This is a genomic window from Agrobacterium sp. MCAB5 (assembly GCF_052114365.1).
Lineage (GTDB): Bacteria > Pseudomonadota > Alphaproteobacteria > Rhizobiales > Rhizobiaceae > Agrobacterium > Agrobacterium tumefaciens.
This window is the reverse complement of the sequence record NZ_JBFREP010000009.1, coordinates 156,049-175,449: the sequence shown is the minus strand read 5'-3', so window position 1 is coordinate 175,449 and position 19,401 is coordinate 156,049. Positions and strand designations below refer to the sequence as shown.

Sequence of the window (19,401 nt, the reverse complement as noted above, 5' to 3'; positions counted from 1 at the left end):
ACGAGGCGGATAGTTGCGTTCCAAAGGCCCGAAGTCACGCTTGCAGAACCGGCCGCCGCGGACGAAGTCCGATGCGCCGCCATCCGACCGGCATGCGCTGCTTGAAGCGATGATCGATCATGTGCCGGATTTCATCTATGCCAAGGACCTGGAAGGCCGCTTTCTCTTCGCCAACCGTGCCATCGTCACCGAAAACGGCTTCGACACAGTCGAGGAACTGATCGGTCTCACCGATTACGATATTAACGGCGATGCGGCGCAGCGTGCCGGCATTCCAGAGACCGAGGCGCGGGTGATGCGCACGGGAGAGCCGGATCTCGGTTTTGAGGAACGCGCAATGCGCGGCGATATCGACCGCTGGCTGATGATGTCGCGCGTGCCGCTTAAGGACAAGAACGGCGCGATCATCGGTGTGGTCGGTGCATCCAGAGATATTACCCAGAAGAAGGCCTCGGAGCGACTGCTTCAGGCGCAGGCGCATATTCTCGAAATGATTGTTGGGGCGGCGCGTATCGAGGATTTTCTCGAAGAATTCGTGAAAGCCATCGAAAACCTCGCTACGGGTCTTGCCTGCGCTGTTCGCGTATTCGATGCCGCGGCCGGCGAACCCTCGGTCTATGCCTCACCGGCGCTTTCACAGCATGCGGGGGTGACAGCACTCATCTCCAGCGTCAGCGATCCCGAAAGCCTGACCTATCCCGCCGGTAATGTGGCCTTCAGTTTCGATATTCCCGCCAGCGAAGGCAATGCGCACGGTTTCGTCTGGTGCATGTTGGCGGGCCGGACACCGGATGCGGGGCTTTTGGAGTTCATCGCCGCCGCCGCGCGCATGGCGGGTCTTGCGATCGATCGCAAACGGGCGGCGGAACATATCGCGTTTCTTGCCGATCACGACATGCTGACACGACTGCCCAATCGCCGCTTTCTGGATACGAGATTGCCGGAGATACTGGCAGCATCGGCAAAAGCGAAGCGGCATGTCGGCATCGGCTTTCTCGATCTCGATAATTTCAAGCAGATCAACGATACGCTCGGCCACAGCGTTGGCGATGCTTTGTTGTCCAAAACGGCTGAGCGCATCTCGCGCAGTCTCGGTCGAAACGATCTGGTGCTGCGGGTGGGCGGGGATGAGTTCGTCATCATTCTGCATAAGCACAAGGACGATTTCGAAAGCCGCCTGCAACATATCCGGGCTGCGGTCTCGCAGCCGCTGCGCCTCGGCAACTACGATATCAAGGTCACATGCAGCATTGGCATGGCATTTTTCCCGGAGCACGGGGAAACCACGGCGGAAATTGTCGCTGCGGCCGATCTTGCGATGTATGAGGCCAAGCATAGCGGGCGAGATGGCATTGCAACCTTCACGCCGCGCATGGCGGATGATCTGAGGAAGAAGTTCACCCGCATCGAGGAATTGCGCAAGGCGGTGGAAAGGGACGAGTTCGTTCTACACTATCAGCCGCAGGTCGACCTTCTGACCGGTCGCATCAGCGGCGTGGAGGCGCTGGTGCGCTGGCAGCACCCGGTGGAAGGTCTGCTCGGCCCCGCGGAATTCATCGGCCTTGCGGAAGAAACCGGCCTCATCGTGGAACTTGGGGAAAGCGTTCTGAAGAAAGCCTGCCTTCAGGCGCAGGCATGGTGCAATGCCGGGCTGCCGCCCGTCAAAATGGCGGTCAATATTTCACCCAGGCAATTTCAGGGCGGCCTTGTGGAGCAGATCAGGTCTGCGCTCACGCAATCCGGCCTTGCACCGTCTCTCTTGGAAATTGAGATCACCGAAACCCTCATCATTCAGGATGTGGAAACATCCGTGCGGATCATGCGCGTCATCAAGGAGATGGGCGTCAGCCTGGCACTGGATGATTTCGGCATCGGTTATTCCTGTCTCGGCATGCTCAAGACCTTCCCCCTGTCGTGCATGAAGATAGATCGGTCGTTCCTCACCCATCTGCCGGAAAAAACCAAGGACAGCGCCATCGTCTCCATCATGATCCAGCTTGCGGGGTCTCTGGGCATCGATGTCATTGCCGAGGGCGTCGAGACCGGCGAGCAGGCAGCGTTTCTGCGCGCTGCCGGCTGCCCCTATGGGCAGGGTTATTACTTCAGCCGCCCGGTGCAGGCGGATGCGATCGAGGCAATGTTGGGGAATATGATGACTTTCCCCGCTGGTCTATCGAACGACATGCAATAATTCCCACCTCGGTGGCCGGCCTCTAACCGGATTCGCCGGGCGCGAATTGGCGGAAGGCACGTTGCGCTGTCTTTGCCGCATAGTGGCGTCGGGAGGGAGTGCGGCTATATCACCCTTCTTGCGACCCCACGCGGCATCAAAAGCCCGCATCCCCTCATCTTCATTCATGAAACTTGATGCCTTTCCCAAGCGATTGCGGGATTGGGCGCAAGTTTGTTCTAGTATTATAATTCAAAAATATTAGAACTAATTTGTGCTATAACTAAGTAATAAATATCGAAATCATCAAATAAAACATTCATATATTATATATTAAGCTATTAATTTGTTGTAATTTTACTACGTGATTTGAATGTATGCTCTAAGTGTATTTGTATTCTTTAGATTTGAATTGCGAGTCTCCCGTAATTTCTGCCATTTGCTGAATCAGCGCAGAGAAGCGGGCGGCAGGGAAAAGACCAGCCCTCAGTTTTGCGCATTTGTTGAAAAATTTTTGACTGGAGATTAAAAATGAACATCAAGAGCCTCCTCATCGGCTCCGCTGCCGCTCTCGCAGCAGTATCCGGCGCACAGGCCGCTGACGCTATCGTCGCTGCCGAGCCCGAGCCCATGGAATATATTCGCGTCTGCGACGCCTTCGGCACCGGCTTCTTCTACATCCCCGGCACCGAAACTTGCCTGAAGTTCGACGGTTACGTTCGTTTCCAGACCGACTTCGGTCGTAACCAGTCCGGCACTTCCGACTGGGATTCGTTCACGCGCGCCCAGTTTAACGTCGACACCCGCACCGACACCGAGCTCGGCGCTCTGCGCGGCTACATCGGTCTGCGCGGCCAGGCCGACAACGACACTGACCGTAACGTCGTTCTCGATCAGGCTTTCATCGAACTCAGCGGCCTGAAGGTCGGTTTCTACTACAACTGGTGGGATGACGGTCTCTCTGGTGAGTATGACCTGCTCAGCTCCAACCGCACCCGTCTGAACGCCATCCGTTACACCTACGACGCCGGCTCCTTCTACGTTGGTGCCGCGGCTGAAGAGCTGGAAGGCTCGCGCAAGGGCACGTCTGAGCTTGGCGTTTCAAAGGGCGGCAAGTTCAAGACCAACACGAACGATGTCGGCGTCAGCGCCATCATCGGCGGGAAGTTCGGCGGCGTTAAGGCCAACCTGCTCGGCGCTTACGACACCAACCAGGAAAACGGTGCAGTCCGTGCAATCGTCACGGCTGACATCGGTCCGGGCACCCTTGGCCTCTCCGGCGTATGGGCTTCCGGCGCCAACTACTACTACGAAGAATCCGAATGGTCCGTTGCCGCTGAATACGCAATCAAGGCAACTGACAAGCTGACCATCACCCCCGGCTTCCAGTACTTCGGTACGATCGATATCGGTGCTAACAACGACTTCGTTGGCAATCGTGACGCATGGCGCGCTGGCGTTGCTGCTGGCTACAAGATCACCTCCGGTCTTTCCACGCTGGCATCGGTTACCTATCAGGACGTCGACGGCACCAAGGGTGTTAATGGCGGCGGCGACAGCTGGACCGGTTTCGTTCGCCTGCAGCGCGCGTTCTAATAGCCATAAGAAAAAAGCCTAAACCGGGTTAGATGACTCAGATCCACCCCGCTCTTGAGCGGGTGAGTGCTAGCTCCAGTCAAAGTTCCTGACATGACGTCAGGTTTGCTCCCCGGACCCCTCCAGGCCGGGGAGATTTTGTTTTGAGAAAGGTTCCGGCAGATTTTTGTCAACAATGTCGTTGCGGGCATTTGCGGGCGGGTCGCTGGGTTGGCGGGTTGCCGGTCCTGGAGATCAGGTTGCGCTATCGCTCGCCAGACATTGGTACCGGCGGCTGGGGAGGGTGCACTGGCTCTTCGAAGGTTCGCAGCAAACGGCCCCAGCCCGGATCATGCATATGCGCTTCAAGACCCGCGCGGGCGGCAAGCGCCAGTGCCTCTTCCTGTCCAAAGGAGAGAGCCGCATCGACGTCGGTCGTCAGAACCCGGCTGTTTTCCATCAGCATCTTGCCATCAACGAAAACGGTATCGACGTCGCTTCCCAGAACCTGATGCACAAGACGGTGCACCGGCATCCACATTGGCATCAGATGCGGTTTACGCATATCGATGATGACGACATCCGCCTTTTTGCCAATTTCGAGCGAACCGATTTCATTTTCCATGCCGATGGCATGGGCGGCGTCGATGGTGATCATTTCGAATATCTTGCCCGGCGGCAAAAGGTAGCGATCGTGATTGTGCAGCAGGTGCTGCGTGAATTGCGCCAGACGGGCGGTCTGGAGCATATCGAAGTGACGGCTGGGTGCTGCGCCATCGGTGGTGATGGCGACTCGAATCCCCTTGGACATCATTTCCATGATCGGCGTTGAGCGGCCCGGCGGGGCGTGGGTCACGCGCGTGCCGGTTTCCGCCAGAATGTCGATCTCTTCGTGCGAGATGCCCCAGCAGTGCTGGAGGTGGATATCCGGGCCGAGAAGCGCATTTTCCTTATCCTGAAACGCCATGCGAATTTGTCCCGCAAATGCATCCGAATGCAGCCTGACGCCCATTTTCCGGGCCGTCTCGCGTATTCGGCGCGCCTGCATGCGGTCGTTTTCCGTCAGTTTCACCGCCTGGTCGGGGCTTGAAGCGTTGGAGGGTTCCACCGAGGGAACGATGGTAAAGGGTGTCAGAAAAACACTGATGCGTCCGTCTGCCGTTCCGTTCAGGGCGTCGATCGTGGCTTCGCTGCCTTCGATCATTTCCTCGAAGCTTACATTTCGGCGCTCCGGAGAGCCGCTTTCCCATCGGGTCACCGGGTGCGGCCAGGGCAGGCCGGAAGGTCCAACGCAGATGATTTCACGAAGCCCGATCTCGTCATAAGCGCGGGCGTGGTTGATGGCAAAGACGGGGTCGTCGGCGCGTGGCATCGAGGTGATGATGCTGGCACCTGTCGTCACGCCGGCGCGAAGCCGCTCGATGCCGGAGACCAGGCCGTCCGCATACCAGTAATCGCGTGTGACGTAGTGATAGTAGGTCGGCGTCACGACCTTCATCCACATGGCGTTGGTGTCGGCCGCAATGCTGCGGATCAGCGCGTGCCCAGCATGGCCATGGGCGTCAATGAGGCCGGGAATGATGAGTTTTCCCCGGCAATCTATGATCTGCTTGTCGGTGTGACGTGGCGCCAGTTCCGCTGCTGTACCGATGTCGACAATACGGTCGCCCTGAATGGCAAGGCCACAATCCTCGATGATGTGTCTTTCACGATCCACCGTCACCATCGTGCCGTGCAGCAGCAGAAAATTCCCCATTTCGTCCTCTCCCTCATTGAAGTGCAGCTTGTATCCAGAACCTCGCGATTTTGGATACGATAATTGTCAACAATATTATTGACAATACGGCTGTGCGAAACAATACTCCGCCTTGTCCGGCCGGTAGGTCTGCCGGCTATCCAATGATTTATAAAAAGGGGGGATCAAATGTCCCGAATTAGAAGTTTCGTTCTGGCCGCCATGGCCGCCGCCGCCATTGCCGTTCCCGCACACGCAGAAACCTTGCGTTGGGGCGGCCGCGCGGATCTTTACTCGCTTGATCCGTATTCGGTGCCTTCCACCTCCAACCTTGCCTTCCTAAATCATATCTATGAAGGGTTGGTGCGTTACGGGCCGGACTTCAAGATTGAGCCGGCGCTTGCGACGGAGTGGAAACTTGTTGATGAAAAAACATGGCGTTTTACCCTGCGCAAAGGTGTGAAGTTCCACGACGGTGCTGAGTTTACCGCTGACGATGTCGTTGCATCTTTCACGCGCGCTTCGGATGCCACCTCACCATTGCGCGGCAATATTCCGGTTTTCGCCGGTGTGAAGAAGGTCGATGATTACACCGTCGATCTGAACGTCACCGCGCCCACCTCGCTTTTCCTCAACGACATTACCAATATCTTCATCTTCAATGCCAAGTGGTTGAAAGATAACAACAGCGAAAAGCCGACCGACTTCGCTTCCAAGGTCGATGGCTACACGACGATGCACACCAACGGCACCGGCCCGTTCAAGCTTGAGAGCCGCGTTCCCGATAGCAAAACGGTTCTTGTCGCCAACGATTCCTGGTGGGATCAGAAAAAACACAACCTCGATCGCATCGAATTCGTGCCGATTGCCTCGGCCGCAACCCGCGTTGCAGCTTTGCTCTCCGGCGAAATCGACCTGATCGATTCCGCGCCGATCCAGGATCTGCCGCGTCTGGAATCCTCGCCGAACATCACGGTGAAGAAGCGCACCGAGCTGCGCACGCTGTTCATCGGCTTCAATCGCCGCGAAAAGCTGGAAGACGGCAAGCCCAACCCGTTCAACGATCTTCGCGTTCGCCAGGCATTCGAGGCGTCGATCGATCGTGATCTCATCAACAAGAAGGTCATGCGCGATCTTGCAAGACCGTCCGGCTCGCTTATTGCGCCTGAGATTGCGGGTTACGCCAAGTCGCTTGATACCTACCAGCCTGCCGATCCGGCAAAGGCGCAGAAGCTGCTTGCCGATGCGGGGATGAAGAACCTTGCATTCACCTATACCTGCATGAATGACGAAAGCATCAACGAGGAAGACATCTGCTCAGGCGTTGCCAACATGCTCAAACGCGGCGGTTTCCAGCCGACAATCGACATCGCCCCGCGTTCGGTGCAGTCTCCCAAGCGCAATGGTGGCAAGGCCGATGTCTTCAACCTTAGCTGGGCGAACGAGCCCACGCTCGATGCCTTCTCGTTCCTGTCGCAGATCCTGTCGACCCGCAAGGGCGCGATGGGCGTATCCAACTATGGCGGCTGGTCTAACCCCGAGATCGACAAGCTGGTGGATCAGGCAGCACACGAGCAGGACAATACCAAGCGTCTCGCGCTTGAAGAAGCTGCATTGAAAATCGCCAAGGACGAGACGATGCTTGTTCCGCTGCACCAGCAGCCCATCGCCTGGGCCATGCTCGGAAAGGTCAAGAGCGTTGATTTCCGCGCCGACAACAAGCCGCGCCACTGGCTGACGCAGGTCGGCAAGTAATCCGGACTATCAGGGAGGCATTGGGCATTTCGCTGAACGCCTCCCTGAATGCTCCGCTGCCGGTGCAATTGTTGACAATGTTACGGGCGCATGCGGCCCGTACCCCGTCTCTTGCAAAAATGGGCAAACCTGCCTGCCTTTTGGCCACGGGTTTGCATCCGAGAGGTTACAATGCTGGTTTTCATCATCAAGCGTATGGGAAATGCCATTCTGGTCATGCTTTCCGTCGCGCTTATTGCATTTCTCATTTTCAGGCTTGCCGGAGACCCCGTCGAGCTGATGGTGGGGGAGCAGACATCGCAGGAAGATCGCGCCGCCTTGCGTGAGCGTCTTGGTCTTAATGACAGTCTGCCAACGCAATATCTGCGGTTTGTCAAAGATGCCGCCCAGGGCAATTTCGGCGTTTCCTATCGCAACGGCCAGCAGGTGCTGCCGCTGATCGCGGAGCGGTTTCCTGCCACGCTGGAACTGGTTCTGGTGGCCACGATCATATCACTTGTCGTCGGCCTGCCGCTCGGGGTGCTGACGGCGATCAGGCGCGGAAAGTGGTATACGGAGGGCCTGCAATTCCTGTCGATTGTCGGCGTCTCGCTGCCAAGCTTCGTTGTCGGTATTCTGCTTATTCTTGTCTTTTCGGTCAGCCTCGGCTGGGCGCCGGCCTTTGGTCGCGGTGATGTCGTGCAGCTCGGCTGGTGGTCCACCGGCCTGCTCACCTCATCGGGGCGTGCCGCACTCATTCTGCCTGCCATCGCGCTCTCGCTTTACCAGATCACGCTCGTCATGCGTCTGGTCCGCGCTGAGATGCTGGAGGTGCTGCGGTCCGATTTCGTGAAGTTCGCCCGTGCACGCGGCATTCCCCGCTGGCGCATTTATTTCCGCCATGCGCTGCGCAACTGTCTTATGCCTGTTGTGACGCTGACGACGATGAATGTCGGTTCGCTCATCGCTTTTGCGCTCATCACCGAGACGGTGTTTCAGTGGCCGGGCATGGGCATGCTGTTCATACAGGCGGTGACGTTTCTCGATATCCCCGTCATGGCGGCCTATCTCTGCATCATTTCCTTCATCTTCGTTGTCCTCAACACGTTCGTCGACATTGCCTATGCGGTGATCGATCCGCGTCTGCGCACTGCGCGCTAACCGAAGGGAGCCGGTTTCATGGCCACAGACCTTCCGCAAACGGCAAAACCTGCCCGCCCGTCGCTCATCAAGCGCATACGCAACAGCGATCTCTACTGGTCGTTCAGCCACAGCAGATCGGCCAAGATCAGCGCGCTGATCCTTGCAGTCCTCATCCTCGCCGCCGTTTTCGCGCCCCTGATCGCACCGCAGAACCCTTATGACGGCGCTTCGCTCGACATGTGGAAGGCCGAACTGCCGCCGGTGTGGCAGGAGGGCGGCGAATGGCCCTTTCTGCTCGGCACGGATACGCAAGGGCGCGATATGCTCTCCGCTATCCTCTACGGCACGCGCATATCGATCGTCATCGGTGTCGCCTCGGTGGCGCTTTCCCTGGTCATCGGCATGACTGCCGGGCTTGTGGCCGGTTATTTTGGCGGTTTTGCCGATAATCTCCTGATGCGCATCGGCGATATCACGCTCTCCATTCCGACAATTCTGGTGGCAATTCTCGTCTCCACGGTCGTCAGACAGATGCTTCCGGACAATCTTCGCGAGGTCGGCGCGTCTGCCGTGCTCATTCTCGCCATCGCGCTTTCCGCCTGGGTGCAATATGCGCGCACCGTGCGTGCCCAGGCGATTGTCGAAACCGGCAAGGACTATGTGCAGGCGGCGAAGCTGATCGGCGTTCCCGCGCGCCGCATCATGGCAAACCATATTCTGCCCAATACGCTGACGCCGATCATGGTTGCCGCCACGCTCAACTTCGGCATGGCGATCCTGACTGAAGCGACGTTGTCGTTCCTCGGCATCGGCATGCCACCCAGCCAGCCGTCGCTCGGAACGCTGATCCGCATCGGCAACCAGTTCCTGTTTTCCGGTTCCTGGTGGATCGTGTTGTTTCCCGTTTTCCAGCTCTGCCTGCTCGTCGTCACCGTCAACCTTCTGGGTGACTGGCTGCGCGATGCGCTCAATCCGAAACTGAGGTGAGTTCCATGTACGATCTTCTGCTCCGCAACGTCAGGCCCATGGCGGGCGACACCTGCGATATTCTGGTAAGACAGGGAAAGATTGCCGGTTTTGGAAAATTCGAAGCCGAACCCGGCATGGCGGTCGAGGATGGCAACGGTGCAATCGTCGCGCCCGGTCTCATCGATGCACACACCCATCTCGACAAGACGACATGGGGCATGCCCTGGCATGAGAACAACCGTGCCGCCATCCTGCGCGGACGGATCGATTTCGAGCGCGAGAACCGCAGCCAGATCGGTATCGATCCGCACCGCCAGTCCATGCGCCACGCCATCGGCCTTGCTGCAAACGGCGGCACGCATATCCGCAGCCATGTGGATATCGATCCGACCCACGGCCTGAAGCTTGTCGAAGGCATATGGGAAACACGTGAGAAGCTGAAAGGTATCATCGACATCGAGGTTGTCGCCTTTCCGCAGTCCGGCGTCATGGTCATGCCCGGCACGGTGGAGTTGCTGGACGAGGCCCTGAAACAGGGTTGCGAAGTCCTTGGCGGCATCGATCCCTGCGGCATCGATCGCGATCCCAAAGGCCAGCTCGATATTCTCTTTCAACTCGCGGTCAGGCACGGCGTGCCGATCGACATTCATCTGCATGAGGCTGCCGATCTCGGCGCCTTCACGATGGAGCTGATCTTCGAGCGTATTCGTGCCAATGGCATGGAAGGCAAGGTCGCAATCAGCCACGCCTTTGCGCTGGGCATGAATGATTACATCAGGGTCGGCAAGCTGATCGATGAAATCGCCCGGCTCGATGTGGCGATCCTGACGACAGGCGCGCCCTCGGCAACCGTGCCGTCGGTCATGCGGCTGAAGGAAGCCGGCGTTCGCGTTGGCGGCGGTTGTGACGGCATTCGCGATACCTGGGGACCTTGGGGCCAGCCGGATATGCTCGACCGGGCCAAGATCATCGGCATGAAGAACGGCTTGCGCTCGGATATCGAGCTTGCGCATGTCCTCCATGTCGTCTCGCAGGGCGGTGCCGATGTCATGGGCCTCAAGGATTACGGTCTTGAGGTTGGCTGTGCCGCAGACTTCACGCTGCTGACGGGCGAAACATTGGCCCATGCCGTTGTCGATGTCGCGCCGCGGCCGCTGGTCGTAAAGGGCGGACGCGTGACCGCCAGAGGCGGCAAGGCGGTGGTGGAGGCGCCATGATGAACAATCCGCTACAGTCTATCGCTCTCGGTGAACGCCCCTCCGGTCGCACGCTGCTCACCGCGAGCTGGGTGGTCGGTCATAAGGACGGGTCTCACCGGCTGTTGAAAAACGGCGAAGTGGTTTTCGAGAACGGCGAAATCCTTTTTGTCGGCCATGGCTTTCCGGGCGAGGTCGCGCGCCGCGTCGATTTCGGCAATGCCCTGATCAGCCCCGGCCTGATCGACCTCGATGCGCTTTCCGATTTCGATACGACTATTTTGGGGATCGACAATCACCCCGGCTGGGCGAAGGGCCGTGTCTGGCCGCGCTCCTATGTCGAGGCCGGTCCTTACGAGATGTATTCCGAGGATGAGCTTGCCTTCCAGAAACATTTCGCCTTTGGCCAGCTTCTCCTCAACGGCATCACCACGGCGGCACCCATTGCCTCGCTGTTTTATCGTGAATGGGGAGAAACGGTCGCTGAATTCGAAGCTGCGGCCGATGCTGCCGGCGAACTTGGTCTCCGGGTCTATCTCAGCCCCGCCTTCCGCTCCGGCGGCATGGTGCTGGAAGAGCCGGGACGCATGGTGCCCGTGTTCGATGAGGAACGAGGTCTTCAGGGGCTGAAGGAAGCAGTGTCGTTCATCGAACGGCAGACCGGAAGACACGGCGACCTCGTCCGCGGCCTTCTCGCACCTGATAGGGTTGAAACATCGACGCTCACCCTGCTCGAAAGAACCGATGCGGCCGCCCGTGATCTCGGCTGCAAATTCCGGCTGCATATGGCGCAGGGCACCATGGAAGTTGACACGGTTCGCAAGCTGCATGGCTCAACCGCGCCGGTATGGCTCGCCAAGGCAGGCCTGCTAAGCGACCGCCTTATCGCGCCGCACGCCACCAATGCGACGCAGGAAGATCTGGCGCTCTATGCGGAAAACGGCGTGTCCATCGTCCACTGTCCGCTGGTGTCGGCCAGAAGCGGCAGTACGCTGTCGTCCTTCTCCGCGTGCCGGCAGCTTGGAATAAGCATTGCGATGGGCACCGATACGGCGCCCGCCGACATGCTGATGAACCTGCTTGTCGGTCTCATCACCTGCCGCATCAATGACGGTGCTCCAGATAAGATCCGCTCGGCCGATCTGTTCGACGCCGCCACACTCGGCGGCGCACGGGCGCTGGGTCGCTCCGATCTCGGGCATCTTTCCAGGGGTGCGCGCGCCGATATCGCGGTCTTCGGTCTGGATGACACGGTCATGGCACCGAGCCTCGATCCGATCACGACGATTGTCACCGGCGGTTCGGGCAAAATCACGCGCGCCGTGTTTGTCGATGGCCGTCTCTCCATGCGGGAAAGACAGGTCGCGAACATCGACATGGCGAGCGCCCGCATTCAGGCGCAGGCACAGTTCGATGGGCTGATCGCGAAATATCCCGAGCGAAGCTGGGCCAATCCGCCCGTTTCGGAAATCTTCCCCCCGAGCTACCCGGTGGAGGTGAATACCAATGGATGACATGAACCAGTCGGTTATCGATGTCCGCAATTTGAAAGTCGAGTTCCCTGGCCGCCGGGGAACGGTGACGGCACTTTCGGATATCAGCCTTTCCATCCGCCCCGGCGAAATCCTCGGTGTGGTCGGGGAGTCCGGTGCCGGAAAATCCATGACCGGCCTTGCGATACAGGGCCTGCTCGAAAAACCGGGCCGCATCGCGGATGGCGAAATATGGCTTGGGTCGCGTCGTATCGATCAACTCGATGACAGGGCTATGGAAAGCATCCGTGGCCGAGAAATCGGCGCGATCTTTCAGGATCCGCTCACCTCACTCAATCCGCTGTTCACGGTTGGCGCGCAGCTTGTGGAGACAATCCGCCAACATCTGCCGCTTTCGAAAAGGGATGCAAAGGCACGCGCAGTCCAGCTTTTGCGTGATGTCGGTATTCCATCTCCGGAAGAGCGCGTCGATCACCATCCGCATCAATTCTCCGGTGGTATGCGCCAGCGCGTCGTCATAGCGCTCGCACTTGCTGCGTCGCCGAAACTGATCATCGCCGATGAACCGACGACGGCGCTTGACGTGTCGATCCAGGCGCAGATCATCTCGCTGCTGCGCAAGCTCTGCAAGGAAAAGCAGACGGCTGTCATGCTGGTTACGCATGATATGGGCGTCATTGCCGAGGCAGCCGACCGCGTTGCCGTGCTTTATGCCGGCAGGTTGATAGAGGTGGGGCCGGTTGAGCAGGTTCTCCATGCGCCTAGGCACCCCTATACGCAGGGCCTGATGGCCTCCATTCCTTCGCTCGGCGCGCGAGTGGAACGGCTCAACCAGATCGACGGGGCCATGCCGCGTCTCGACGCCATCCCGCCCGGATGCGCCTTCAATCCGCGCTGCGGGTTCTCAGGACCGCGCTGTCTTCGCGAGCGGCCGGAACTGGAAGCGGTGGGTGATGGCGCCAGCGCTTGCTGGATGAATGCAGGAGGTACAGCATGAACACGCCCGTTCAAAGAACACCCGCATTGACGGTCAAGGGCCTCACCAAGACCTTCGATGTCTCTGCCCCATGGCTCAACCGGATCATTGAGCGCAAGCCCCGGCAATTCGTCCAGGCCGTAAACGACATCGATTTTACGGTTCCGGCGGGCGGCTGTCTCAGCATCGTAGGGGAAAGCGGCTGCGGCAAGTCCACGGTTGCCCGTCTGGTGACCGGGCTGTTCCGGCCAAGCGCGGGTGATTTCCACTTCGCCAAGGGTCGCAAGGATACACCGCTTTCGGCGCAGATGATCTTTCAGGATCCCTATGCCTCGCTCAATCCGCGCTGGCGGGTGAAGAATATAATTGCCGAACCCATCCGCGAACTGAAACTTCGTGCGACCCGGGCCGAGACCATGGAACGGGTGGAGGAACTGTTGCTGACGGTTGGTCTGTCTGCTTCGGACGGCGAAAAGTTTCCGCATGAATTTTCAGGCGGCCAGCGTCAGCGCATCTCCATTGCTCGCGCTTTGGCAAGTGAGCCCGAGTTTCTGGTCTGTGACGAGCCGACATCGGCACTCGATGTATCGGTGCAGGCGCAGGTGCTGAACCTGATGCGACGCCTCCAGGACGAGTTGGGGCTGACCTACCTGTTCATCAGCCATGACATGAGCGTGGTTCGCCACATGTCGGATCGCATCGCGGTCATGTATCTTGGCCGCATCGTGGAGGAGGGCGACACGGAGGAGCTGTTCGCCCGCCCGCGTCACCCCTATACCCAGCTTCTGCTGCAGACCATTCCCAATATCGACGCGCCGCGCCGTGACCGGGAACTGGTTGCCGGTGAAGTTCCAAGCCCGCTCAAACCGCCATCGGGATGCACGTTTCATCCGCGTTGCCCGCTTGCAACGGCGCGCTGTTCGGCGGAGGTGCCAAAGGTGCGCACGCTTGTCGGCGGCACACGTGTCGCCTGCCATCTGGTGGCGGACGAAGAAGAGCGGGTTGTGAAGGAAAGAGAACTCGTCTGACCGTCGGGTCAGGCGAGTGCGGCGCGCAGATCGTGGGAAAGGTCGCGGATTTCGCTAAGATCGAGTTCCGCTTCCACATGTTCCAGATGGTGGGTCATCAGATGCGTGGCTTTCGCCGGGTCGTTATTGGCAATCGCATCGACGATTTCCGCATGCTCGTCCGGTCCGCAATTGAAGCGGTCGGTGTTGCGGTAAACGGCGGTGATGAGGGAGGAACGCGAAATGAGGTCGCGCATGGTGGTGAACAGGAAATCGGAACCGGCCGTTTCCGCAAGCAGCAGATGGAACCCGCCGGAGAGCTTGATGATATCGGTGGTGATGTTGTGAGCATTGGCCACACGCTCCTTGGCGACATGGTCGCGAAGCCGTTTCAGATCGGCCTTGGTGGCCGATTTGCACAGACGTTCAACGACACATTGCTCCACGGTGCGACGCACGAAAAACACGTCTCTGGCTTCTTCGACCGATGGTTTCGAAACGAAGGCGCCGCGATTGGGAACGATGGTGACGAGACCGTCGCGCTCCAGAACGGACAGGGCCTGACGGATACGTGCACGGCTGACACTGAAAATTGTCGCCAGTTGTTCTTCCTTCAGCTGCACGCCGGGACGCAGCCGCCGCTCAGCGATGGACAGCCAGACTTTCTCGACAATTTGCTGTGTGGACTGGCCGTTCTGCTCGGTCATTTTGTTCGCTCTCCATTAGGGTTAGAAAAGCGTGATGCCGCCGAAAAAGTCAACTGTTTCAACAGGGTTTTGGTTGCATAATTGTCAACAATATGAAACAATATTGTATACTATAAACGGGGCAACGTCATGGAATTCGACTTCACCGCGCTTGAGCCACAGAGCCGCTATCGGTTGCTGACGAATTTTATTGGTCCACGGCCGATAGCGCTTGTCACGACCCGCTCGGAAGCGGGCCATAACAATGCAGCGCCGATGAGCTTTTTCAACGTCTTTTCCCATGATCCGCCTATCGTTGTTCTCGGAATCCAGCCGCGTCTGAATGGCGAGGAGAAGGACACGATGGCCAATATTCGCCGCACCGGCGAGTTCGTCGTCAATATGGTCGATATGACTATTTCCGAACATATGCTTGTCTGCGGCCTCGGTTTCGACAGCGAGGTCGACGAACTTTCCATGGCGCAGCTGACGCCGACGCCCTGCAACAAGATCGATGCAAGCTTTGCAGCGGAATCGCCCTGCGCCTTCGAGTGCCGGGTGGAGCGTCTGATCGATTATCCGCGCCGGACGCTGGTGCTGGGGGAGGTCGTGCACATGCATGTCCACAGGGACTGCCTCGACAAGGAGGGGCATTATGTCGATCCGGACCGATACCAACCGATCGCACGCCTCCATGCCGACAACTACATTACCTCGGATCGCCAGTTCGTCTTGAAGGCGCCCCCGATTACCGACTTCATCAAGCCAGATGGCAAGTGACAGTCCCGAAAGGCTGACCTGAATGCATATTCGTCTGATCAACCCGAACTCAACCGCCTCGATGACGGCGCAGGCGCTCGAGAGCGCCTTGCGCGTCAGGCAGGCGGATACGAAGATTTCCGCTGCAAATCCTGTCGATACGCCGGTCAGTATCGAAGGCGGGGCCGATGAGGCGCTGGCTGTTCCCGGCATGCTGGAGGAAATCCGCAAGGGCGAGCGGCTGGGCGTCGATGCCTATGTCATTGCCTGCTTTGATGATCCGGGCCTGCATGCGGCGCGTGAAGTCGCGCGTGGTCCCGTGATCGGCATCTGCCAGGCCGGTATTCAGGTGGCGATGACGATCAGCCGCCGCTTTTCCATCATCACAACGCTGCCGCGCTCCATCCCCATTATCGAAGATCTCGTCGATAGCTACGGTGCACAGCGGCATTGCCGCAGGGTTCGTGCCATTAATCTGCCGGTGCTGGGTCTTGAAGAGGATCCGCTTGCAGCCGAGGCGATGTTGATCCGCGAAATCGAAGCGGCCAAGAAGGAAGATGCGGCAGAAGCCATCATCCTCGGTTGCGCCGGCATGTCCGCACTGTGCGACAGGCTGCGCGAGGCAACCGGCGTCCCTGTCATCGATGGTGTCACTGCCGCCGTCAAGCTGGCCGAAGCCCTGGTGGGCGCGGGTTACGTGACATCCAAGGTCAATGCCTATGATTATCCGCGGGTGAAGGAAACCAAGCTCGTCGCCTGACCGGGAAACGCGGGTGCGGCAAAGCGCCTCCACGGCGTTTGCGACAAAGCTCGCCTCGCTCTAGTGTCTGCTTTCGCGCCGGTCCGCAGAATGGCCGCGCGGGATGGGAGGCAGGATGATCGACAAGCTGGAGTTTTTCATTGCACTTGCGCGCGCGGAGCATTTCGGGCGGGCCGCGGAGGAGTGCGGCATCTCGCAGCCGACGCTGTCTGCGGCCATCCGGCAACTGGAAGATCAGCTCGGTGTCGTGCTCGTCGTGCGCGCGGCCCGATATCAGGGCCTGACGCCGGAGGGGCAGCGGGTGCTCGAATGGGCAAGGCGCATCGTTGCCGATACACGCACGATGCGGGAGGAAATGCGGGCTGCGCGTAAAGGTCTCGCCGGCCATATCCGGCTGGCCGTCATCCCCACCGCTCTTGCCATGGTGCCCAGGCTCACCGAACCCTTTCAGGCGCGTCACCCGGCAGTCACGTTTTCCGTCACCTCCCGCACGTCGTTGCAGGTTCTCAGCCAGATCGAAAATCTCGAAATCGACGCGGGAATCACCTATCTCGACAACGAACCTCTGGGCCGGGTGACGACGGTTCCGCTTTACTCGGAGCGATATCACCTGATTGCGGCTGCAGGCACGCCCCTTGCCGATCAAGAGAGCGTGACCTGGAAGCAGGTTTCGGGTCTTCGGCTTTGCCTATTGACTTCCGACATGCAAAACCGCCGCATTATCAACAAGCACATGGCCGAAGCGGGTGTTGAAGCGAAACCCACGCTCGAATCTAATTCGATGATTGTACTGTTTTCCCATATCCGAACCGGACAATGGGCTTCAATTATGCCGCGTAACATCGCGGAATCGTTTGGTTTTCCAAAACAGATTCGAATGATTCCCATTGTCGAGCCCGATGCCGAGCATCTTGTCGGCCTCATCGCCACCTATCGTGAACCGCATACGCCACTCGTTTCCGCACTGCTGCATGAGGCCCGATTGCGCGTCGCGGCCTCCGCTTTTGATAGAAATTTCCTATCGACTGACGGAAAGACGATATTGACCTGATCTTGCTCCGCTCGCCATTCTTTCGCCATCAGGCAGCGCGGCGCGCCGGACAAGGATGTGGAGGTCCTCCGGTTCAAATGCCCGCCACCTGTCGGTTTGGGAGGACTGGCTCATGAATATTCGTGCTGTCGCCGCAGATGAGGCGACGCGTGTGCAGGCTATCATTGACGACTGTCTGCATATGGAAGGGCCAATGCTGCCCATCCTGCACAGGGTGCAGGAAGAATTCGGCTATGTGCCTGATAGCGTCAAACAGGTGATCGCCCTGGCCCTCAACGTATCGCGTGCCGAAGTGCATGGTGTTGTGAGCTTCTATCCCGATTTTCGCGACCATCCCGGCGGGCGCCATGTGCTGAAGCTCTGTCGGGCCGAGGCTTGCCAGTCGATGGGCTGCGAGTCTCTTGCCGACACCATCAAGGGGAAACTTGGTCTCGACTGGCACCAGACGGCAAAGGATGGCTCGGTCACACTCGAGCCGGTCTTCTGTCTCGGGCTCTGCGCCCAGGCACCCGCGCTGATGCTGGATGGCGAGGTTCATGCCAGAGTGGATGAGCACTGTCTTGGCGACATTCTGGCGGAGGTGCGTCGATGAGCGTGACCGTTTTCGTGCCTTGCGATTCCGCAGCACTCGCCGTTGGTGCCGACCGCGTTGCCGATGCAATCCAGGGTGAGGCCGCGGCCCGCAATCTTGATATTCGCCTTGTCCGCAACGGTTCGCGCGGCCTGCTCTGGCTTGAAGTGCTGGTAGAGGTCGACACCCATCATGGCCGTGTTGCTTATGGTCCGGTCAAAGCTTCTGATGTTTCCGGGCTGTTCGATGCGGATTTTCTTGGTGGCGGCGATCATGCGCTCTGTCTTGGGCTGACCGAAGAAATTCCTTTCCTGAAGAATCAGACGCGCCTGACGTTTGCGCGCTGCGGCGTGACCGATCCGCTTTCGCTGGAAGACTACCGTGCCAACAAGGGCATGAAGGGGCTGGAGAGAGCCGTTGCACTCACCCCCTCGGAGATCGTCAAACAGGTCACCGACAGCGGCCTTCGCGGGCGGGGTGGCGCCGGTTTTCCGACCGGTATCAAGTGGAAAACCGTGGCGGATGCCACCGCCGATCAGAAATACATTGTCTGCAATGCGGATGAGGGCGACAGCGGCACCTTTGCCGACCGCATGATCATGGAAGGCGATCCCTTTGTCCTTATCGAGGGCATGGCCATTGCCGGCCTCGCGGTTGGTGCAACGAAGGGCTACATCTACACCCGCTCCGAATATCCCCATGCCGTTAGGACGATGGAAAAAGCCATCGACATTGCCCGGCGAGAAGGGGTGATCGGCGCGTCTGTGCTGGGTTCGGGTCGCGCGTTCGATCTCGAGGTGCGCATGGGCGCCGGAGCCTATGTATGCGGTGAGGAAACCTCGCTGCTCAACAGTCTCGAAGGCAAGCGCGGCACGGTGCGCGCCAAGCCGCCGCTTCCCGCCCTGCAGGGGCTGTTCGGCAAGCCGACGGTAGTCAACAATGTCATTTCTCTCGCTTCGATCCCTGTGATCATGGATCGCGGCGCGGCGTTCTACCGGGATTTCGGCATTGGTCGTTCGCACGGCACAATCCCGATCCAGCTTGCCGGAAACATCAGACATGGCGGGCTTTACGAGACCGCTTTCGGTCTGCCGCTCGGGCAATTGGTCAACGAAATCGGTGGCGGCACGATTACGGGCCGTCCCGTCAAAGCGGTTCAGGTTGGCGGCCCATTGGGCGCTTATTTCCCGGTGTCGCTGTTTGATACGCTGTTCGACTACGAGGCATTTACCGCCGCAGGCGGCCTGATCGGTCACGCCGGCATTGTCGTCTTTGACGACACCGCCGATATGCTGCGCCAGGCGCGTTTTGCCCTGGAATTCTGTGCCGTCGAAAGTTGCGGAAAGTGTACGCCATGCCGGATCGGTTCGACACGCGGTGTCGAGACGGTCGACAAGATTTCCCTTGGAATAGAAGCAGAGCGAAATACGGCGCTGCTTGAGGATCTCTGCGAAACCATGAAGTTCGGTTCGCTCTGCGCGCTAGGCGGTTTCACGCCTTATCCCGTGATGAGCGCGCTCAGGCACTTCCCGCAGGATTTTGCACCCATCCCACGTGTCGAAGCGGCGGAGTAAGA

16 protein-coding genes are annotated in these 19,401 nt (G+C 58.9%); 14 read left to right on the top strand and 2 right to left on the bottom strand.

Translation table 11 applies throughout. The annotated features are described in order from the left end of the window. Positions 1–40 precede the first annotated feature (40 nt). Both AB4Z23_RS19700 and AB4Z23_RS19695 read left to right on the top strand, forming a co-directional pair. The gene (locus tag AB4Z23_RS19700; RefSeq protein WP_174066405.1) at positions 41–2,191 is read left to right on the top strand and encodes a putative bifunctional diguanylate cyclase/phosphodiesterase; all 2,151 of its coding nucleotides are present in this window, start codon (positions 41–43) and stop codon (positions 2,189–2,191) included. A 510-nt stretch (positions 2,192–2,701) separates the two neighbouring features. Next, positions 2,702–3,766, top strand: a complete 1,065-nt coding sequence (locus tag AB4Z23_RS19695; protein WP_441360658.1) for a porin — start codon at positions 2,702–2,704, stop codon at positions 3,764–3,766. A gap of 244 nt (positions 3,767–4,010) precedes the next feature. Here the strand turns inward: AB4Z23_RS19695 and AB4Z23_RS19690 are convergent, their stop codons facing one another. Continuing rightward, positions 4,011–5,501, bottom strand: a complete 1,491-nt coding sequence (locus AB4Z23_RS19690; RefSeq protein ID WP_112152719.1) for an amidohydrolase family protein — start codon at positions 5,499–5,501, stop codon at positions 4,011–4,013. A 168-nt stretch (positions 5,502–5,669) separates the two neighbouring features. Between AB4Z23_RS19690 and AB4Z23_RS19685 the strand changes: the two genes are divergently transcribed. The 7 genes from AB4Z23_RS19685 (at position 5,670) to AB4Z23_RS19655 (ending at position 14,019) form a co-directional block, all read left to right on the top strand. Next, complete coding sequence (locus AB4Z23_RS19685; RefSeq protein ID WP_112152718.1) at positions 5,670–7,235, top strand: ABC transporter substrate-binding protein; 1,566 nt, start codon at positions 5,670–5,672, stop codon at positions 7,233–7,235. A 171-nt stretch (positions 7,236–7,406) separates the two neighbouring features. Continuing rightward, positions 7,407–8,375 (top strand): ABC transporter permease, encoded by a 969-nt coding sequence (locus AB4Z23_RS19680; protein ID WP_004431345.1) that lies wholly within the window; start codon positions 7,407–7,409, stop codon positions 8,373–8,375. A gap of 18 nt (positions 8,376–8,393) precedes the next feature. Next, positions 8,394–9,344: an ABC transporter permease gene (locus tag AB4Z23_RS19675; protein WP_025594911.1), complete on the top strand. Its 951-nt coding sequence runs from the start codon at positions 8,394–8,396 to the stop codon at positions 9,342–9,344. Between the two features lie 5 nt (positions 9,345–9,349). Further along, a complete protein-coding gene (locus tag AB4Z23_RS19670; RefSeq protein ID WP_019566720.1) occupies positions 9,350–10,543 on the top strand; it encodes an amidohydrolase family protein in 1,194 nt (397 codons plus the stop codon). Next, positions 10,543–12,036 carry an amidohydrolase family protein gene (locus AB4Z23_RS19665; RefSeq protein WP_441360657.1) on the top strand — a complete coding sequence of 498 codons (1,494 nt, stop codon included), beginning with the start codon at positions 10,543–10,545 and terminating at the stop codon, positions 12,034–12,036. The genes AB4Z23_RS19670 and AB4Z23_RS19665 overlap by 1 nt, the downstream gene beginning before the upstream one ends. Further along, positions 12,029–13,012, top strand: a complete 984-nt coding sequence (locus AB4Z23_RS19660; protein WP_004431353.1) for an ABC transporter ATP-binding protein — start codon at positions 12,029–12,031, stop codon at positions 13,010–13,012. Before AB4Z23_RS19665 ends, AB4Z23_RS19660 begins: the two co-directional genes overlap by 8 nt. Beyond that, entirely contained in the window at positions 13,009–14,019 is a 1,011-nt protein-coding gene (locus AB4Z23_RS19655; protein ID WP_013761068.1) for an ABC transporter ATP-binding protein, read from the top strand. The genes AB4Z23_RS19660 and AB4Z23_RS19655 overlap by 4 nt, the downstream gene beginning before the upstream one ends. Before the next feature lie 8 nt (positions 14,020–14,027). On the opposite strand, the gene AB4Z23_RS19650 is transcribed toward AB4Z23_RS19655, so the two are convergent. Next, positions 14,028–14,705 (bottom strand): GntR family transcriptional regulator, encoded by a 678-nt coding sequence (locus AB4Z23_RS19650; protein WP_004431355.1) that lies wholly within the window; start codon positions 14,703–14,705, stop codon positions 14,028–14,030. A 129-nt stretch (positions 14,706–14,834) separates the two neighbouring features. Between AB4Z23_RS19650 and AB4Z23_RS19645 the strand changes: the two genes are divergently transcribed. From AB4Z23_RS19645 to AB4Z23_RS19625, 5 genes are all read left to right on the top strand, one after another. Further along, positions 14,835–15,464: a flavin reductase family protein gene (locus AB4Z23_RS19645; RefSeq protein ID WP_441360656.1), complete on the top strand. Its 630-nt coding sequence runs from the start codon at positions 14,835–14,837 to the stop codon at positions 15,462–15,464. 22 nt (positions 15,465–15,486) lie between these two features. Next, the gene (locus tag AB4Z23_RS19640) at positions 15,487–16,203 is read left to right on the top strand and encodes an aspartate/glutamate racemase family protein (RefSeq protein WP_013761066.1); all 717 of its coding nucleotides are present in this window, start codon (positions 15,487–15,489) and stop codon (positions 16,201–16,203) included. Positions 16,204–16,318: 115 nt separating this feature from the next. Then, on the top strand, positions 16,319–17,254 hold the full coding sequence (locus AB4Z23_RS19635) for a LysR family transcriptional regulator (RefSeq protein WP_004431358.1): 936 nt from the start codon (positions 16,319–16,321) through the stop codon (positions 17,252–17,254). A gap of 112 nt (positions 17,255–17,366) precedes the next feature. Continuing rightward, positions 17,367–17,846: a formate dehydrogenase subunit gamma gene (locus AB4Z23_RS19630; protein ID WP_004431359.1), complete on the top strand. Its 480-nt coding sequence runs from the start codon at positions 17,367–17,369 to the stop codon at positions 17,844–17,846. Continuing rightward, positions 17,843–19,399, top strand: a complete 1,557-nt coding sequence (locus AB4Z23_RS19625; protein ID WP_441360655.1) for a formate dehydrogenase beta subunit — start codon at positions 17,843–17,845, stop codon at positions 19,397–19,399. Before AB4Z23_RS19630 ends, AB4Z23_RS19625 begins: the two co-directional genes overlap by 4 nt. Positions 19,400–19,401 lie beyond the last annotated feature (2 nt).

Bases quoted from the DNA above. Each gene is read 5' to 3' on its own strand.
- AB4Z23_RS19690 (WP_112152719.1), bottom strand. From the start codon at position 5,501: ATGGGGAATTTTCTGCTGCTGCACGGCACGATGGTGACGGTGGATCGT.
- AB4Z23_RS19650 (WP_004431355.1), bottom strand. From the start codon at position 14,705: ATGACCGAGCAGAACGGCCAGTCCACACAGCAAATTGTCGAGAAAGTC.
- AB4Z23_RS19640 (WP_013761066.1), top strand. From the start codon at position 15,487: ATGCATATTCGTCTGATCAACCCGAACTCAACCGCCTCGATGACGGCG.
- AB4Z23_RS19675 (WP_025594911.1), top strand. From the start codon at position 8,394: ATGGCCACAGACCTTCCGCAAACGGCAAAACCTGCCCGCCCGTCGCTC.
- AB4Z23_RS19635 (WP_004431358.1), top strand. From the start codon at position 16,319: ATGATCGACAAGCTGGAGTTTTTCATTGCACTTGCGCGCGCGGAGCAT.
- AB4Z23_RS19630 (WP_004431359.1), top strand. From the start codon at position 17,367: ATGAATATTCGTGCTGTCGCCGCAGATGAGGCGACGCGTGTGCAGGCT.
- AB4Z23_RS19625 (WP_441360655.1), top strand. From the start codon at position 17,843: ATGAGCGTGACCGTTTTCGTGCCTTGCGATTCCGCAGCACTCGCCGTT.
- AB4Z23_RS19665 (WP_441360657.1), top strand. From the start codon at position 10,543: ATGAACAATCCGCTACAGTCTATCGCTCTCGGTGAACGCCCCTCCGGT.
- AB4Z23_RS19670 (WP_019566720.1), top strand. From the start codon at position 9,350: ATGTACGATCTTCTGCTCCGCAACGTCAGGCCCATGGCGGGCGACACC.
- AB4Z23_RS19645 (WP_441360656.1), top strand. From the start codon at position 14,835: ATGGAATTCGACTTCACCGCGCTTGAGCCACAGAGCCGCTATCGGTTG.
- AB4Z23_RS19685 (WP_112152718.1), top strand. From the start codon at position 5,670: ATGTCCCGAATTAGAAGTTTCGTTCTGGCCGCCATGGCCGCCGCCGCC.
- AB4Z23_RS19680 (WP_004431345.1), top strand. From the start codon at position 7,407: ATGCTGGTTTTCATCATCAAGCGTATGGGAAATGCCATTCTGGTCATG.
- AB4Z23_RS19695 (WP_441360658.1), top strand. From the start codon at position 2,702: ATGAACATCAAGAGCCTCCTCATCGGCTCCGCTGCCGCTCTCGCAGCA.
- AB4Z23_RS19655 (WP_013761068.1), top strand. From the start codon at position 13,009: ATGAACACGCCCGTTCAAAGAACACCCGCATTGACGGTCAAGGGCCTC.
- AB4Z23_RS19660 (WP_004431353.1), top strand. From the start codon at position 12,029: ATGGATGACATGAACCAGTCGGTTATCGATGTCCGCAATTTGAAAGTC.